Genomic DNA, 16,937 nt, shown 5'->3' with positions numbered 1-16,937 from the left:
GATGCAGTTTTTGTGGGCATTTATTGTTGGCGGGTTGATCTGTGTTGTGGGACAGCTTCTGATGGATGGTGTCAAGCTGACTCCTGCACATACGATGAGTACACTTGTTGTGGCCGGTGCGGTTGCGGATGCGTTTGGACTATATGATCCACTCGTCAAATTCGCTGGGGCGGGAGCCTCCATTCCCATTACCAGTTTTGGTAACTCCCTTGTGCACGGGGCATTGACGGAGCTGGAGAAAGAGGGATGGATCGGTGTTATTACGGGGATATTCGATTTGACCGCGGCGGGTATTTCCTCAGCGATTATCTTTTCTTTTCTCGCGGCATTAGTGGTTCGACCCAAAGGATAACAAACAAAGCATGCAGAGCTAAACATTATATAAGGATCCAGCAGAGGCTTCGGATAACTTCTATCCGGGCCTCTTTTTGTCGTAATCATGCGATAACTGCGGTGAATCTGACGGATGGAAACAAAATATGAGTTCCTTCGAGTGTACTCGCGCCCGTGGATCATGTACAATAAAAGGAAATCTGTATGCTTTTTTAGGAGGTTAGACCACATGCCTGTGCGCAAAGAGTCGATCCAAATCATATCAGCAGTTCGTTCTAATCTGGAATCATGCATAATGGGGAAATCCTTTGAAATTCAACTTTTGCTCACAGCTTTGCTTGCAGGCGGACACGTTCTGATTGAAGACGTACCGGGAACAGGCAAAACGCAGTTGGTTAAAGCGTTATCGAAATCCATGCGCGGAGAGTACCGCCGCATTCAATGTAATCCTGATATTTTGCCGAGTGACATTACAGGGGTATCCGTTTTCCATCCGCGGGACGAGCGCTTTTACTTCCGCCCGGGTCCGGTTATGACCAACATTTTGCTGGCAGATGAGATTAACCGGGCTACAACGAAAACGCAGTCTGCATTGCTGGAAGTCATGGAGGAGCGGAGTGTAACGGTAGATGGTGATACGTATGATCTGCCCCATCCATTTATGCTCTGTGCAACCCAGAATCCAATCGATTTTGAAGGAACGTACACATTGCCGGAAGCGCAGCTGGACCGGTTCATGTTGAAAATAAGTTTGGGTTATCCCGACAAAGATATCGAGAAAACGCTACTGAAACAGCATCAGTCCGGTCAGCCTGTGGATCGGCTTGAATCCGTAACCCACATGGATCAGATATCTGCCATTCAACAGGAAATCAAGGAAGTGTTCCTCGGTGATCCAGTCATGGATTATCTGCTTGACGTGGTTCGCAAAACACGCTCCCATCCATCCGTATTGCTTGGCGCCAGCCCAAGGGCAGCCATTTCATTTATGATGGCAGTGAAGGCTTTTGCCTTCTTGCAGGAACGTGACTACGTGCTTCCGGATGACGTGAAAACGATGGCACCTTACGTAATCTCTCATCGGATCGTGCTGCGTCCCGAATCGAGACTGGACAGCATGAGCTCCGAAGCTGTATTAAATTCCGTACTTCAGCAGGTTCGTGTGCCCGTCTCCATGGGGCAATAATTGATGAAGCCGCTTTTGAGTACAGTCCGAAGGGGAATACGCCACCCTCGCGTATGGAGCATCGCGGCGGTGTGGATGTGCTGTTTGGCTTATGTTTTATTCCAGGGCGGGAAGACCTCCCTGATGTTGCTGTCGATGGTGACTCTGCTTTGTCTTTACCTTGCGATTGCTGGTTTTAGCGGTGTACGGCGTACTCAAGGCGTACGCAAGCTCTCTTCCGGTCAGGATCATGAAGAGCTGCTGCATGCCGGTGACCAGGTACAGGTGCAGTTAAGTCTGAGCATCCCGGGATTTTTGCCACTCCCTTATGTGGTTGTGCGTGAAATGCTGCATCGGCATAACGGCGAATCTTGGTCTTTCAAAGAAAGCCTTATTCCGAGCATGCGTGGGTATGGTGAATTGTCATTTCAGACCCCACCGCTGGAGCGAGGCAAGTATGTCTTTTCAGAAACGGAATGTGCCAGCGAGGACATCTTTGGGCTGATGGAGCATCGGGGCACGTTCAAAGCGAAAGGGGAATTCCGGGTTCTGCCGCGGACCGTATTTATTCCGTACTGGCAGCTATATGACCGTAAATCGCGGTTATCCGGCCCCCAGACGGCCCTGACCCGCTCGCGCAGGGAAACGACCCAGATCAATGGTGTGCGTGATTATGTGTACGGAGACCGTCTTTCCCGGATTCACTGGAACGCTACTGCGAAGACAGGCGCGTGGAAATCCAAGGAATTTGAACATGAGTCTGTGCCGAAAACGATTCTGGTGCTGGATGCGCTGGCAGGCAGCTATGAACATGGTGAGGCCTTTGAACTGGCTGTGTCCACGGCTGCTTCCCTCCTGGAGTATGGCACAAGAGAACGAATGGGTATGGGACTGCTGACACTGTCGGAGAAGACTTCATTTTTTGCTCCCAGCGAAAGTTCGCTGGAACGGCAAAAGATGATTCATCATCTGGTGGATATCCAATATAACGGCCAGGAGAATCGTTTGCTGCCTGGTGTCGAGAAGATATCGCGTCAGTTTCCTCAAGGCGCTTATTTTGTAGTGATTTCTCCCCAGAAAGATGAAAAAGTTCTGGAGCTGCTTCGATGGGCTGACACACGGGGAATGACTCCTTGTCATATTCTAATTGAGCCCAGTGATTCCCGCCGGAGTTCCGAGTGGAATGCGATGCTGCGCGGAAGAGGCACAAGATCCTTCACCGTTTCCCATTTGCAGGAGCTTCCAACGGTTATGGGGGGAGGTAATGTATGAGTACTAAAGGCAAAGAGCTGGCAGCGGGGAGAAGATCCTGGTATCATGCAGCTTCGTTGCTCTGGATTTTCCTGATTGGGATGCAGTGGATATCATTTACACAGGAAACCTGGTATACCGAGACAACTTCATTAGTGCTGTGGACGCTCGCAGCGGTAAGTATTCTGGAAGTGATTCTGCCTTTCAAAATTATGGTTCGAACTATAATCAAGGCGATAGTCCTTTTATATATTTTGCATAAGACATTAATCGATTATACGGTTTATATCCCTTACGGCACGTTAGCGGAGCGCACAGAGCAGTTCATAATGCATCTGACGCCTTACATCTGGTTCACTCTGTGCGCATGGGTCATGCTTGAAGCTGCCCTTCGCCTGGTGAACACGACACGCCGAATTCTTGTTTTTCTGGGCATCAACATTATTTCGATGGGAATTCTGGATTCCTTTACCCAGATTCCACTCTGGATTGAAATTGCCTGGGTCATGTTTGCGGGAATGGGATGGCTGGTATGCCAGCACTTCCGTAATTTTCAACTGCAATATCCACAAGGCTGGAAGCGAATTATCCGGTATCCTTACAAAATTCTGGCGAACATTGCAATCATATTTTCTTTAATTATCGTAGCCAGTGTGAACATGCCGGAAGTTCCTCCTACCTTGACGGACCCGTATACCGCGTGGCGTAATTATACCGGAAGTTCGACGAATCAGGCCGGGAATGGAACACTGGACATTCCGGCAGCAACCGAGTCGGGATACAGCAGGGAAGACAACCAGCTTGGCGGAGGATTTAACTTCGACTATACACCTGTCATGTCCGTCACCACCAATGAGCGCAGTTACTGGCGTGGGGAGACACGCGCTGAGTATACGGGAACAGGCTGGGATGATCGCGGACGAAGTGCGACAGAGGATGTTGAGGCGGGACAGGCTCTGGAGAATGACGAACCCGGAAATGTGAGCACCAAACAAGTCACTCAGAAAGTGACGATGTTGAATGACAACGTGTATCCGATCCTCTTCGGAGCCTATTCTATTTCGGAAGTAACGTCTGTCAATGGGGAAGCTAATTCGGAACGGATGTTATGGAATCCGGAGCAGGCAGAACTGCATGTCGTTACAGACCGCCAGCAGCCGCAATATCCGAAGACGTATACGATTGTATCCGAGGCGCCAGTCATTGTGGAAGATGAACTTCGCACCAAATCTTTTGATGATCTGTATACGAGCAATCCGACAGATGATATGTACCTGCAGCTGCCATCCCGATTTCCTGATCGGGTGACGGACCTGGCTGCTGAAATTACAGCATCGGCAAATACACCGTATGAAAAAGTAGCATTACTGCAAAACTATTTACAACATAATTTTGATTACACAAACAATCCGGATTTATCCCGAAAAGTAAGCAGTGACTTTGTCGAAGGATTTTTATTTGACATTCGTGAAGGGTATTGTGATTATTTCTCGACTGCGCTGGTTATGATGGCGCGCTCCGAAGGCATTCCTGCCCGCTGGGTGAAAGGGTACGCGCCTGGTCAGCTGTCGCTGAATTCGGACATGCAGGCCCCTCGTCAACCTGGGGCTGAGATCGAGACGACCTACACCGTAACGAATGCAGATGCGCATTCTTGGGCTGAGGTTTATTTTGGTGAGTATGGCTGGATTCCGGTTGAAGCGACTCCGGGCTTTGATATGCCATTGCTAACCGAACAACCCGATGTACAACCTGTAGATGAGCCTGAAGTACAACCTGAAGAGGAACCGGTAAAAGAGGAAGAGCAGACTCCTGCGCCTGAGCAGGCCTCATCCAGCATCCCGGCTTTTGTGATCTGGGCTGCGGGAGCCATCATTGTATTGTGGGTGGCTTATATGTTCTGGCGGAATCGCCTCTCACTTCGATTCTTCGTGCTTCGACTGCGGACAGGTGGACCGCTGACACCTGAACAAAAGGTTGTGGCAGAGACTGAGCGCTGGATTCGTTATGCGAAGCGCAAAGGATTAACCCGGAGCGGGGACGAGACCCTACGTGAATCGGTAACCCGCTGGAGTCAGGCGAAGCCAGCTGCAGCAGAGACATTGTACGAACTTCTCGCGAAGTTTGAGCAGACTCGCTATAGCCCTGCGTCTGTAACTGCAGACGACTGGAAGGCCGTCTATCAGACAGCCTCGAAGCTGCGTAAGGAACTTAAAGCGGAACGGGCGTAATGTCGCCCGTCCCGTTTTTCCTTTTTTCCTAAGCTATCAGGCGCTGTATGCATTTTCAGGAAAGACGGATTTGTGATATAGTGTGTCGTATGAAACTGAGGTGACTTCTTTGTTTGAAATGTTAATGCCCAAGCTGCGTGTAGACACGGTTTTTGACATTAATCTGGAAGAGCTATACGCTCAAGGCTACCGTGGAATTATAACTGATCTGGACAATACGCTCGTTGGGGCCAAAGCTCCTGACGCCACGCCCGAACTGATCGAGTGGTTCGCACGTGTCAAAGAGGCTGGTTTCCAACTCATGATTGTGTCCAATAACAATTTGAATCGTGTATCCCTGTTTGCGACGCCACTGGATATCCAGTTTGTGCATAGTGCACGCAAACCATCGAATGTTCCGTTTCGTAGAGCAATGAAGATGATGGAGTTAACTCCAGAAAAAACGATTGTGGTAGGCGATCAGATGCTTACGGATGTCTATGGAGGTAATCGGCTGGGACTCTATACGGTTCTGGTGCTGCCGATCTCCATTGGAGATGAAGGCTTCATGACCCGCTTCAATCGGCGCGTGGAACGGATTGCTCTAACGAGTTTGCGCAAGAAAGGCTTATGGCTTGAGGAGGAAAAGAAGAAATGACAGAACCGCATAACGGCAATATTGCCGTAAGGTGCAGCGGATGCGGAGTGCATCTGCAAACGGAAAACCCGGAATTACCAGGATTCATCCCCGAGAAAGCGTTGGATCGTGAACCCGTCATTTGCCAGCGTTGTTTCCGTATCAAAAATTACAATGAGTCATCATCCGTTACAGTGGATCAGGATGAGTTCCTGGCCCTGCTGAGCAAAATCGGGGATAAGGATGCACTTGTCATCCATATCGTTGATCTGTTTGACTTTGATGGCAGTATCATCTCTGGTTTACAGCGTTTTGTAGGCAACAATCCGGTATTGCTTGCCGTGAACAAAACGGACTTGCTCCCGAAAGTAACCAACTGGAACAAGGTTCGCAACTGGGTACAAAAGCAAGCCAAAGAACAGGGTTTGCGTACGGTAGATGTCGTTCTGTGCAGTGCGAAGCAAAATCAGGGCTTCGATCGACTGCTTGAGCTAGTCGGAACGTATCGCGGAGATCGTGACGTATATGTGGTTGGTGGTACGAATGTGGGTAAATCCACATTGATTAACCGTCTGATTCGTGACTACAGTGATCTTGAGCAGGAACTCACAACATCCCGTTATCCGGGAACGACGCTGGATATGGTTAATATTCCGCTGGATGATGGAAAAGCTATTATTGATACACCGGGAATTGTATACCCTTGGCGTTTCAGTGAGATCGTATCCCGTAAGGATCTGGCTGCCATTATGCCTGAAAAACCGCTTAAACCTGCTGTTTATCAATTAAATTCTGGTCAGACGCTGTTCTTTGGCGGCATGGCTCGTTTTGACTTTGTGGAGGGGGATCGTCAGTCCTTCACTTGTTTTATCAGCACTGCGCTTGATATTCACCGGACGAAGCTGGAACGTGCAGACGACTTGTACCGTGACCATCTGGGTGAATTGCTGTCTCCGCCAACGCGTGAAGATGCAGCAGATATGCCTGAGTGGACCAGACATGAATTCCGTATCAAACGTGGCAGTCAGTCGGATGTATTTATTTCCGGCCTGGGCTGGATTAAGGTTAACGGAGAGAATGGGGCGCTTGTTGCTGTTCATGCTCCAAAAGGTATTCGTGTACTGATCCGTCCATCCTTGATCTAATGTAACCTCAGCAGCATTTTCATCAGATCGGAGGCGGAAGTATGTCGGAACAGAAAAAAGCCAATCCTTCACTCCCTGTCCTGCTTGGCGTTATGGGTGATCCCATTGCACATTCCAAATCGCCTGCCATGCATAATGCGGCTTTGCAGGCTGCAGGAGTGAATGGAATGTATATGCCATTGCATGTTCATCCCGCGCAGCTGGAAGCAGCCATTCGTGGAATAGTGGCGCTGGGGTACCGTGGTGTGAATGTAACTATTCCTCACAAGGAACAGGTCATGCAGTATCTTGATGAGATTGATGAAAGTGCACGTCTGATTGGTGCGGTGAACACCATTGTCAATGAAGAAGGCAAGCTGACAGGGTATAATACGGATGGCATCGGTTATGTGCGTTCTTTGAAGGAAGAAGCTGTTCCGGAACTCGCAGGTAAGCGTATCGCTGTTCTAGGGGCTGGAGGAGCAGCAAGAGGTGTGATCTATGCCCTCGCTTTGGAGAAGCCTGATCGGATTAGTATTCTTAACCGTACAGCCGACAGAGCCGTTGCGCTTGCTTCAGATCTGCGGGCCCATGGACTGGGTGATATCACAGGTGGCGGAATGGAAGAAGCCGCTGCGGTGCTGGCTTCAGCCGATATTGTGATTAACACAACAGCCGCAGGCATGCATCCGCATGTAGATGACGTGCCTGTTGATCCTGCACTCATTCGAGCAGGCGCAGCAGTAAGTGACCTCATCTACAATCCATTGGAAACTCGCCTGCTCCGTGAGGCAAGGCAGCGTGGATGTACTGTGCACGGTGGCCTGGGTATGTTTATATATCAGGGCGCGGTAGCGTTCGAGCACTGGCTCGGCATCCCGGCTCCCGTGGAGACGATGAGACGAGCTGTGTTAGACAGTTTTTGATATTGTAAAATGAAAATAAGATTACACGATGACGAAGAGTGCAGAACCAATCTGAAGAAACGAAGTGCTCGCCTTTATCCCCGGATTTCCCCCTTTAGAATATGAAATGAAGAAATCTGGGGATAACAGTGATCGTAAGATGGTACTGCAATCGTAGTCACACTGTGTAAACTTTGTTAGTTCGTTTTATGAATGTAAAAATATAATTGAACGGTCAAGCCTCGGACAGACATTGTACTGTTACTGAGGTTTGCTCACCATAAGGAGTATGGAGTATTCATGTTAAACGGTAAACAAAAGCGCTTTTTGCGTTCACAAGCACATCATCTGACCCCTGTGTTTCAAATTGGTAAAGGGGGAACGAATGAGCACCTGTTCCGTCATATCGAAGATGCGATTGAGAAGCGTGAATTGATGAAAGTGCAAGTGCTGAACAACAATCTGGATGACAAAAATGAAATCGCGGAAGAAGTTGCCCGTGAAACAGGAAGCGAACTGGTGCAAGTCATCGGTAGCACCATCATCCTGTATAAAGAATCACGTGACAACAAACAAATTGAACTACCTAGGTAAGGGAGAGTGACACGGGTGAAGATCGGCATCATGGGTGGTTCGTTTGATCCGATCCACATGGGGCACCTGCTGGCAGCCGAAGCGGCCAGGGATTCATATGCATTGGATGAAATCTGGTTTATGCCATCCCATGTTCCTCCTCATAAACGCGGAACCGGGGCATCGGGACAGCAACGTCTTGAAATGACGGAAGCAGCAGTGAAAGATGTGCAGCACTACGAAGTGCTTGGCATCGAGATGGAGCTTGGCGGCGTGTCCTATACCATCGATACGATGAAGGAGCTGTGGAACCGTTATCCGGAGCATGAATTTTACTTCATTGTTGGAGCGGATATGGTGAACTATCTTCCCAAGTGGGAACAGATCGAAGAACTCGCTGAACGTTTGATCTTCATCGGTGTGGGACGCCCGGGATTCCAGCTGCATCTGGATGACCTGCCTGACGTATTACAGGATCGGGTACTGTTGGCTGAGATGCCTTTGGTGGACATATCATCCACAGCAGTACGCAGACGTTTCTCCAAAGGGCATTCCGTGCGCTTTATGATTCCTGACGCGGTCCATCAATACATTGTAAGGAGCGGTTTATATGGAACTAAGCCGTGACGAACTGATCCGCGCAGTTTCCGGTCAAATGCCGGAGAAGCGTTGGAAGCATACGCTTGGTGTCATGGAGTCGGCAGTAATGCTGGCTGAAAAATATGGTGCTGACCCTGTAAAAGCGGATCTGGCAGCGATATTGCATGATGTGGCCAAGTATTGGCCTGTATCGGAGATGGAAGCGGTCATCCGTGATAATGGATTGAACGAAGAACTTTTGCAGCATGACAAGCAGCTCTGGCATTCCGAAGTGGGTGCTTTTGTTGCAAAGCGTGACTACGGCATTAGTGATGCCGAAATTATTAATGCCATCCGCTGGCATACCTCAGGTCGGGTGGGCATGAGTCTGCTGGATAAAGTGGTGTGTCTGGCGGATTATATTGAGCCTGGGAGAGACTTCCCGGGAGTGGATCATATCCGTGAACAGGCTGAGCATAGTCTGGAAGAGGGTTTAATTGCCGGTTTTGACTCGACGATCAGCTTGCTGATCTCGCAGCGCCGTGTCATTTATCCTTTGACCATGTTGTCGCGAAATGACTTGATTGCACAATTATAGATTAAATTATGGAGGTTGGTTCATGACAGTATCATCGAAAGAACTTATGAATATGGCGGTTGCCGCCGCTGACGATAAAAAGGCATCCAACATTGTAGCGCTGGATCTGATTAACATCTCGCTGGTAGCGGATTATTTTGTTATCTGTCACGGGAATTCCGATACACAGGTACAGGCGATTGCAACAGAAATTCGCAAACAGGCACATGCAGCCGGAGTGAATATCAAAGGCATCGAAGGTATGGATTCTGCACGTTGGGTATTGATGGATATGGGTGATGTGGTTGTTCATATCTTCCACCGCGACGAGCGTGAGTATTACAACATTGAACGACTGTGGTCTGATGCCAAAGTGGTGGAAACGGTATGAGTTTGATCGCAGGAACAGTTGTCAATTTGCCGGTTTCACGTGAAGTGTCTCCGTTTGGCTACTTTTTGACGACAGGATCGGAAGATGTACTGCTTCACTATACGGAGCTTACACGGGACGTTAAAATTGGTGAAATGCTGGAGGTCTTTCTGTTCTTTGATACGGAAGATCGTCTCGCGGCAACCATGAAAAAACCATATCTCACACTCGGTGAAATGGGACGACTGGTTGTGGCTGATATTCATCCACGCCTCGGCTGTTTCCTCGAAATGGGGCTTGGACGGCAATTGCTGCTCCCGATTCGTGAATTGCCTGAGTTGGAAGAATTGCGTCCCCATGTAGGGGATGAAGTTTTTGTTCTTATGGAGCATGACAAGCAAGGACGTTTGCGGGCAAAATTGGCTGGGGAACGTGAGCTTGCGCCATTGTCTTTCCATGCGCCAACCTCTTGGGTGAACGAATGGGTTGAAGCAACAGTGTACAAGCCACTTCAGATGGGTACTTTTGTACTTGTTGACGGTGGTGTGCTCGGCTTTGGCGCGATCGGCATGATTCATTCCTCGGAGCGAAATCGTATGCTGCGTCTTGGTGAAAAGGTAAAATGCCGGGTAACCATGGTACGTGAAGACGGACGTGTCAATCTGGCGATGTCCCCTCTCAAAGAGGTGGGTCGCAATGAAGATGCGGACAAACTGCTCGCTTTCATGAAAGAGCGCCCTACGGGCGGCATGCCCTATTCGGATGCTACCCCGCCGGACATTATCAAGCAGCGTTTTGGCATCAGTAAATCTGCGTTCAAGCGTGCCTTGGGCAAACTGATGAAGGACGGTCTGGTCACTCAAAAGGAAAACTGGACCTATCTGACAGAGTCTGTACCCCAGGATCAGAACGAGGACAAGTAAGCAAACAGCTATCATGGATCAAGCATGTGCTTGAATCCACACGTAAAGGCAGGGCAAGGCTGGGTGAACTCCGGACGCCCCTGCTTTTTCTTTTGTTCAAATGAGCTTCGAAAATGAAATTGAAAGTGCGGTGCCTGACATGTCTTACCGGAAATTTGCCTATGTGTACGATGAATTAATGGAGGATATGCCTTATCCGGACTGGATAAGGTTTGCGAGAACGGCTTGGGAACGGCATGGCATGCCAAAAAGTGTGGCTGAACTGGGCTGCGGTACCGGTTCAATTACGATCCCCCTGGTGAACTCCGGCTTCGAAGTTACAGGCATTGACCTGTCAGCGGACATGTTGTCTGTTGCACGCAGTAAAATGGAGGCTACACCTCAAGGTCACCGCTTATATCGGGAGGGCAGCGTCCGCTGGGTGCAGCAGGATATGCGGGACTGGAGAGTACCGGAGCCCGTGGACTCGGTGATATCGTTCTGTGATTGCGTGAATTATTTGCTTGAAAAAGAAGATGTTGTCCGTACATTTCAGCGTACTTACGAGATGCTGAAGCCTGAGGGGACTTTCCTGTTTGATGTACATCATCCGAATACCCTTATTCGATACGAAGAGGAGCAACCTTTTGTGTTGGATGAACGCTCCGTGTCGTATATTTGGACCTGTGATATGGATCATGATCGGTGTGAGATTGAGCATCATCTGAGTATCTTTTCGCGTGCGGCTGAGAGTGGCAAGGATATGTACCAGCGGTTTGAAGAGGTTCATGTTCAGCGTGCATACGATCCAGACTGGATGAAGCTGGAGCTCACGAAGGCTGGTTTCAGAGATGTGCGTGTGTATGCTGATTTTGAGTGGAAAGAAGCGGGAGAAGGCGCACAGCGTCTGTTCTATGTAGCTGTGAAATAAGATTATGATGTTGAACTGTCCTTATGATACATAGGGGCAGTTTTTGTTACAACAGATAGCAAACGGAAAATAAGAAGGTTATATGAACTCTACTTTGATCTGATGCTGAGAGAGAATCAAGTGTACTTATCGTCAATACAATAACCAGGAACACATTCAGTGGACGATGGATAACCTGAAAGAAGGAATCAAGCGATTCCGGTCGTCTTGATGTGTATACTCATGCATGGCATTGTTTATAGTCAACAAACAGTGTAATATTGACTTTAATGCTTCTTTTTTATATAATGTTCCCGATCATATCGTATACATATTTCGATGATAAGGATCAGTAGTGAGTCCTGTACATGACAGAGAGCCGGCGGTTGGTGCAAGTCGGTTGACAGTATTTCACGAACTCGCCTTGGAGAAATGCGGTGATTACACCATCTTGCAACCGACCGAAGCAACACTCGTGTTCAGGAATGGAAATCCGCATCGGTTAACCGCCGTTACAGGTCCAAAGGGAGTGGATGACGAAGCACGATCGTCCGCTAACTAGGGTGGTACCACGGGAATTCAACCTCTCGTCCCTAGCGCTGCAAACGCTACGGGATGCTGAGGTTTTTTTGTTGCAATAAATGTGAATAACCAGAGGAGGAACAATAGATGAGCGAGAATCAACAGCCAAAACACGGCTATAAGCCACAAGTTATGGAAAAAAGTTGGCAGCAATACTGGGATGACAATAAAACGTTTAAAACGGGTGAGGACCCTTCTAAACCGAAGTTTTACGCACTGGATATGTTTCCGTATCCATCCGGCTCAGGCCTGCACGTAGGTCACCCGGAAGGATACACGGCAACGGATATCGTATCCCGTTTCAAACGTATGCGCGGCTTTAATGTACTGCATCCAATGGGTTGGGACGCTTTCGGCCTGCCTGCCGAGCAGCATGCATTGGATACGGGTGAACATCCGCGTGATATCACCTTCCGTAACATTGATAATTTCCGTCGTCAGATCAAATCACTCGGTTTTTCCTATGACTGGGATCGGGAGATCAGCACAACAGACCCTGAATATTACAAATGGACGCAATGGATCTTTATCCAGTTGTACAATAAAGGCCTGGCTTATGTTGATGAAGTACCTGTTAACTGGTGCGAAGCTTTGGGTACGGTACTGGCGAACGAAGAGGTTATTGACGGCAAGAGTGAGCGTGGTGGACATCCGGTCGTTCGTAAACCAATGCGCCAATGGGTATTGAGAATTACGGAATATGCAGAGCGTTTGCTGGAAGATCTGGAGGAGCTGGACTGGTCAGAGAGCATCAAGGATATGCAGCGCAACTGGATCGGCAAATCGACCGGGGCTGAAGTTACTTTTGCCATTGAGGGTCATGAAGAAGTTATCAAAGTGTTTACGACACGTGCAGATACGTTGTTCGGCGCAAGTTATGCTGTATTGGCACCTGAGCATGAGCTGGTGGATGTCATTACAACCCCAGAACAGCGTGAAGCAATCAAGGCATATCAGGAACAGGCTGCTCGCAAGAGTGATCTGGAACGCACCGACTTGGCTAAAGACAAATCAGGTGTGTTCACAGGAACTTACGCAATCAATCCGGTAAACGGAGCGAAGGTACCTATCTGGATCGCCGATTATGTTCTGGCTGGTTACGGCACAGGGGCAATCATGGCCGTTCCGGGGCATGACACTCGTGACTGGGAGTTTGCGAAACAGTTTGGTCTGGACATCATCGAGGTTGTACAGGGTGGCGACGTAACCCAAGAAGCGTATTCCGGAGACGGACCGCATGTGAACTCCGATTTCCTGAACGGATTGAACAACGAAGAAGCGATTGCGAAGATGATTGCCTGGTTGGAAGAGAACGGTAAGGGACAAGGCAAAACGACCTATCGTCTGCGTGACTGGTTATTCAGCCGTCAGCGTTACTGGGGTGAGCCAATCCCGATTCTGCATCTGGAAGACGGAACGATGAAGACGGTGCCGGAAGATCAGCTGCCTTTACTGCTGCCAGATATTGACCAGATCAAACCTTCGGGTACTGGAGAATCACCGCTGGCGAATGTTACGGAATGGGTTAACACCGTAGATCCGGAAACAGGAATGAAAGCTCGTCGTGAGACGAACACGATGCCACAATGGGCCGGTAGCTGCTGGTATTACCTGCGCTTTATCGATCCACACAATGACAAGGAACTGATCTCTCAGGAGAAACAGCAGCAGTGGCTGCCGGTTGATCTGTACATTGGGGGAGCTGAGCACGCGGTGCTTCACTTGCTGTACGCTCGTTTCTGGCATAAAGTGCTGTATGATCTGGGTGTGGTGCATACCAAAGAGCCATTCCACAAATTGGTCAACCAAGGCATGATCCTGGGAACCAACAACGAGAAGATGAGTAAATCCCGTGGTAACGTTATTAACCCGGATGAGATCGTCAATGAATTTGGTGCAGACACATTGCGTCTGTATGAAATGTTTATGGGGCCTTTGGAGGCTACAAAACCGTGGAACGCTAACGGGGTTGAGGGCATGCACCGCTTCCTGTCACGTGTATGGCGTCTGTTCATCAATGAAGATACAGGTGCAATCAATGACAAGATTACAGCAGATGGTGGTACCGATGAGTTCAAACGGACGGCTCAGAAAACCATCAAAAAGGTTACAGAGGATCTGGAACATCTGCGTTTCAACACAGCAATCAGCCAGTTGATGATTTTCATCAACGATGCATACAAAGCAGATACGCTGTCACGTGAAGCGATGGAGAACTTTGTACAGTTGCTGGCACCACTGGCACCACATATGGCAGAGGAGCTGTGGAGCCGTCTCGGTCATGAAGGTGGAATCTCTTACGTAGCTTGGCCTGAGTATGATGAGTCCATGACGGTGGATGCCGAAGTGGAGATTGTTGTTCAAGTGAATGGCAAAATTGTAACTCGTGCTACGATCGCGAAGGATCTGGACGCACAGGGCATGCAGGACTTTACAATGGAACTGGCACCTGTGAAGCAGGCACTGGAAGGCAAGACCGTTCGCAAGGTCATTGCCGTTCCAGGCAAACTCGTTAATATTGTTGCCGGTTAATCTCACCGGCTTTGAATAGCTCATCCAGCTTCAATAAATCTTCATCATATTTGTCATGAGTCGTCTGGATCAGGCTGTCAAAAACACCATCTAGACTCACCTTCAGCAGGGCTAGTGCCTGTGCGGTGATGCCGCCAGGTACAGCCACGCGAGCCTGAAGTTCTTGCGGTGTATATCCTCCCTCGGTGAGCAGCTTGCCTGTTCCCAGGAGCATCTCGCCAGCAAGAGCGCAGGCATCGGCTCGCTTGATATCTGTGAGCTTGACAGCACTCTCGATCCATTGCTCCAGAAAGAACGATATGAATGCAGGTCCGCAGCTGGAGAAGTCGGATGTGATCCGGGTACAGGCTTCATCCACTTGATAGGGTCTGCCGATATGACTGAGCAGCCCTTCCAGCAAAGCGCGGTCTTCGGTAGTCATTCGCTCACCGTGTATACACAGGGACGCTCCGCTGCCGACCTGGTGCGTAACACTGGGGATCACTTTGGAGACTTTGCAAGGAAGTGAAGATTCCAGATGGCGCAGCTGCACGGGACTGGTGATCGAGACGATTATATGATTGGGATTCACGACAGGCAGGATGTCGTCAATGACATGTTTGAATTCAAGCGGCTTCACGCATAGAAAGACGATATTGCTGCGGATGACGGTTTCCCGGTTGCTCTGTGATTCATGCAGACCAGGGTAACGGAGGGCTAGCTGCCGTACTTTGGAAGGGGTTCGATTGCTGGCGGCGATCTGCCGTGGCTCAAGTGCACCGGATTGAATCAAGGCATAGATCAGCAGGCTACCCATGCTGCCGGTTCCGATAAATCCAACCTTCATTGTTCAGGCCTCCTTTCATGCTTTACGGTAATGGCGCAGTTCTTTCCCTCTAGTGTATGCGTCAGGACCTGCTTGACATGACATGAAAAAAGTACAGCTTGGTTTACCAGGCAAGTCCAACGGTTCGGAAGCACCGCCCGTGTTCAGAATAGATTTATTTTGAATCCAGGGAGAGGTGTGGAAGACATGAGATGGAACAAGGGAATGACCATTGCTGCTGCGGTGGTTGGATGTATATTGATATTATGGTCGGGCAAAAGTGAACAGCCACCTTCTGGCTGGGAACCTATGCAGCTCGCCACCGAGAAGCCGACGATAGTGCAGGAAACCTCTGCTGTACAGTCGGCTACTTTGGTTCAGGAACAAACAAAGGCTCCCGGTGCAGATCAGAGACCTTCAACTACTGAGGCCTCCACAGAGACGAACCAGATTAATGCCACGACGGAAAAGGTAGCTAATCAGAGCAATGCAGGCAACAACCAAATGGATGTTTCAATAGGTGTGGCAGAAACGAAATCGGATGTACCTGTGGTTTCACCAGACAATAATCAAGCATTGGTCGGCAATGAAGCTGTTGACAATGGTAAAATTGATGTCAATACAGCTCCTGTAGTCAAGCTTATGGACCTCCCTGGAATTGGGGAGAAAAAGGCGCAAGCCATTATTGATTATCGTAATTCGCATGGACCTTTTACCAAAGTCAGCGACCTGACTAAAGTGAAAGGAATCGGAATGAAAATGCTGGAGAAAATGGCTCCTTATGTGCAGATCAGGTAGTAACAATATATTAAATATCACGATATAAGTTGGATTTGAAATGACATTACAGCAATCGTAAGGTTTTCTGTACGCTGAGTGTCTGGATGACATCTATATGGATTCAACTTGTATCGGACGGGAGGGAAACGGTAATGAGTACAACAGACGTACGCAAAGACTGGGATACGTATTTCATGGACATCGCATATATGGTCTCAACCCGTTCCCGCTGTTCACGCCGTCATGTTGGCGCCGTACTTGTTCAGGGGAAGAAACTGCTTGGAACAGCTTATAATGGTGCGCCCATGGGAGTTCCGGACTGCTCTGAAGCAGGGTGCATGATCTCGGAAGAATATGAGCTGGTAGTGACCGACGGTCAGGAGGAAATGGTCAAAAAGCAACGCTGTATTCGTACCATTCATGCGGAGCAGAATTTGCTTTTGTTCACTGATCGCATTGACCGCGAAGGCTCTTCTGTATATGTTACGGATGAACCTTGCTGGACTTGCTCCAATATGCTCGCGAATAGCGGCATTACAGAAATCGTATTTCATCGCCCATATCCCAAGGATACAGGCAAGGTTACGGACATGATGAAGCAAAAAGGCATTACGTTTCGCCGACTGGAAAATTACCAGGCTCCGCGTGAGACGATGATGACGGTAAGTAACTAGAACACATATAATATCAAATTTGCGGGGA

Annotated in this window: 17 protein-coding genes and 1 other annotated feature; of the genes, 16 read left to right on the top strand and 1 reads right to left on the bottom strand. The window is 49.0% G+C overall.

Features of this window, described 5'->3' with window-relative positions:
- The first annotated feature begins 1 nt into the window (after position 1).
- The 14 genes from spoVAE to leuS all read left to right on the top strand — a co-directional run bounded on the left by spoVAE (position 2) and on the right by leuS (position 14,650).
- Positions 2 to 352 (top strand): stage V sporulation protein AE, encoded by a 351-nt coding sequence (gene spoVAE / locus Q0V21_RS06075; RefSeq protein WP_053781314.1) that lies wholly within the window; start codon positions 2 to 4, stop codon positions 350 to 352.
- Between the two features lie 210 nt (positions 353 to 562).
- On the top strand, positions 563 to 1,519 hold the full coding sequence (locus Q0V21_RS06070; protein WP_024628526.1) for an AAA family ATPase: 957 nt from the start codon (positions 563 to 565) through the stop codon (positions 1,517 to 1,519).
- Between the two features lie 3 nt (positions 1,520 to 1,522).
- Positions 1,523 to 2,770, top strand: a complete 1,248-nt coding sequence (locus Q0V21_RS06065; protein WP_079349685.1) for a DUF58 domain-containing protein — start codon at positions 1,523 to 1,525, stop codon at positions 2,768 to 2,770.
- Positions 2,767 to 4,980, top strand: coding sequence for a DUF4129 domain-containing transglutaminase family protein (locus tag Q0V21_RS06060; protein WP_301878055.1), 2,214 nt, complete (start codon positions 2,767 to 2,769; stop codon positions 4,978 to 4,980). The genes Q0V21_RS06065 and Q0V21_RS06060 overlap by 4 nt, the downstream gene beginning before the upstream one ends.
- Before the next feature lie 109 nt (positions 4,981 to 5,089).
- The gene (locus Q0V21_RS06055; RefSeq protein WP_064636329.1) at positions 5,090 to 5,617 is read left to right on the top strand and encodes a YqeG family HAD IIIA-type phosphatase; all 528 of its coding nucleotides are present in this window, start codon (positions 5,090 to 5,092) and stop codon (positions 5,615 to 5,617) included.
- On the top strand, positions 5,614 to 6,741 hold the full coding sequence (gene yqeH, locus Q0V21_RS06050; RefSeq protein ID WP_024628522.1) for a ribosome biogenesis GTPase YqeH: 1,128 nt from the start codon (positions 5,614 to 5,616) through the stop codon (positions 6,739 to 6,741). Before Q0V21_RS06055 ends, yqeH begins: the two co-directional genes overlap by 4 nt.
- A gap of 41 nt (positions 6,742 to 6,782) precedes the next feature.
- Complete coding sequence (gene aroE, locus Q0V21_RS06045) at positions 6,783 to 7,646, top strand: shikimate dehydrogenase (protein ID WP_301878054.1); 864 nt, start codon at positions 6,783 to 6,785, stop codon at positions 7,644 to 7,646.
- A gap of 279 nt (positions 7,647 to 7,925) precedes the next feature.
- The gene (yhbY, locus tag Q0V21_RS06040) at positions 7,926 to 8,219 is read left to right on the top strand and encodes a ribosome assembly RNA-binding protein YhbY (RefSeq protein ID WP_024628520.1); all 294 of its coding nucleotides are present in this window, start codon (positions 7,926 to 7,928) and stop codon (positions 8,217 to 8,219) included.
- A 15-nt stretch (positions 8,220 to 8,234) separates the two neighbouring features.
- Positions 8,235 to 8,825 carry a nicotinate-nucleotide adenylyltransferase gene (locus tag Q0V21_RS06035; protein WP_301878053.1) on the top strand — a complete coding sequence of 197 codons (591 nt, stop codon included), beginning with the start codon at positions 8,235 to 8,237 and terminating at the stop codon, positions 8,823 to 8,825.
- Positions 8,809 to 9,375 carry a bis(5'-nucleosyl)-tetraphosphatase (symmetrical) YqeK gene (gene yqeK / locus Q0V21_RS06030; protein WP_301878052.1) on the top strand — a complete coding sequence of 189 codons (567 nt, stop codon included), beginning with the start codon at positions 8,809 to 8,811 and terminating at the stop codon, positions 9,373 to 9,375. The genes Q0V21_RS06035 and yqeK overlap by 17 nt, the downstream gene beginning before the upstream one ends.
- A 22-nt stretch (positions 9,376 to 9,397) precedes the next feature.
- Entirely contained in the window at positions 9,398 to 9,745 is a 348-nt protein-coding gene (gene rsfS / locus Q0V21_RS06025) for a ribosome silencing factor (protein WP_024628517.1), read from the top strand.
- Entirely contained in the window at positions 9,742 to 10,647 is a 906-nt protein-coding gene (locus Q0V21_RS06020; RefSeq protein WP_079349680.1) for a CvfB family protein, read from the top strand. The genes rsfS and Q0V21_RS06020 overlap by 4 nt, the downstream gene beginning before the upstream one ends.
- Positions 10,648 to 10,786: 139 nt before the next feature.
- On the top strand, positions 10,787 to 11,557 hold the full coding sequence (locus Q0V21_RS06015) for a class I SAM-dependent DNA methyltransferase (protein WP_024628515.1): 771 nt from the start codon (positions 10,787 to 10,789) through the stop codon (positions 11,555 to 11,557).
- A gap of 309 nt (positions 11,558 to 11,866) precedes the next feature.
- Positions 11,867 to 12,134: a binding site (T-box leader), on the top strand.
- Positions 12,135 to 12,205: 71 nt separating this feature from the next.
- The gene (leuS, locus tag Q0V21_RS06010; RefSeq protein ID WP_301878051.1) at positions 12,206 to 14,650 is read left to right on the top strand and encodes a leucine--tRNA ligase; all 2,445 of its coding nucleotides are present in this window, start codon (positions 12,206 to 12,208) and stop codon (positions 14,648 to 14,650) included.
- Here leuS and comER read toward each other — a convergent pair.
- Positions 14,631 to 15,476, bottom strand: coding sequence for a late competence protein ComER (gene comER / locus Q0V21_RS06005; protein ID WP_024628513.1), 846 nt, complete (start codon positions 15,474 to 15,476; stop codon positions 14,631 to 14,633). The two genes, leuS and comER, sit on opposite strands and share 20 nt — an antisense overlap.
- 186 nt (positions 15,477 to 15,662) lie before the next feature.
- Between comER and Q0V21_RS06000 the strand changes: the two genes are divergently transcribed.
- The gene (locus tag Q0V21_RS06000) at positions 15,663 to 16,253 is read left to right on the top strand and encodes a ComEA family DNA-binding protein (protein ID WP_301878050.1); all 591 of its coding nucleotides are present in this window, start codon (positions 15,663 to 15,665) and stop codon (positions 16,251 to 16,253) included.
- A gap of 134 nt (positions 16,254 to 16,387) precedes the next feature.
- Positions 16,388 to 16,909 carry a deoxycytidylate deaminase gene (locus Q0V21_RS05995; protein WP_301878049.1) on the top strand — a complete coding sequence of 174 codons (522 nt, stop codon included), beginning with the start codon at positions 16,388 to 16,390 and terminating at the stop codon, positions 16,907 to 16,909.
- The last annotated feature ends 28 nt before the right edge of the window (positions 16,910 to 16,937 follow it).

Source organism: Paenibacillus sp. 11B, assembly GCF_030487755.1.
Lineage (GTDB): Bacteria > Bacillota > Bacilli > Paenibacillales > Paenibacillaceae > Paenibacillus > Paenibacillus vandeheii.
The sequence above is the reverse complement of the archived record's forward strand: the minus strand, read 5'-3'. Positions and strand labels throughout refer to the sequence as shown.